Genomic DNA, 526 nt, shown 5'->3' with positions numbered 1-526 from the left:
TTGAAACACTTTGACTCTGATGGTGTTGTAAGAACTAACATCGATGTTAATCAACTTGCAGAAGTGATTCTTGGCAAAGAAGTGTCATTAATGCAAGGCAAGGATGAGATTAGTAGCCTTGATGGAAACGACATCATTTTTGGTGATGCGATTCGTTTTGATATCAATGGAGAGCAAGGTGTTTCTGCGCTACAAAACTATGTAGCTTCTCAGCTGGGGAAAGATGTTGCTCTGGTAACGAAGGAGGAAGTTCATCACTACATTACTGAAAACCAAGCTGAGTTTGAGCAATCTCGTTATTATGACCAAGCGGACACCATTTATGGTGGTGCAGGAAATGACATCTTGTTTGGGCAAGGTGGAAACGACAAGCTGTTCGGTGGCGCAGATAATGACATTTTGATTGGTGGTTTAGGCAGCGACATTCTGACTGGCGGTGATGGTGAGGACATCTTCAAATGGATCGATGTGGCCAACGAACGCGACACTGTCACAGATTTTTCTAGCAGTGAAGACTCTCTAGACT

General features: G+C 43.3%; 1 protein-coding gene. It reads left to right on the top strand.

Annotated features, from left to right (window positions below):
* Positions 1-526, top strand: a 526-nt coding sequence (locus R7Q09_RS28180; RefSeq protein WP_411913136.1) for a calcium-binding protein, incomplete at both ends; no start/stop codon positions are given.

The sequence above is a fragment of the Vibrio sp. 2130-1 genome (assembly GCF_033339515.1).
The sequence above is the reverse complement of the archived record's forward strand: the minus strand, read 5'-3'. Positions and strand labels throughout refer to the sequence as shown.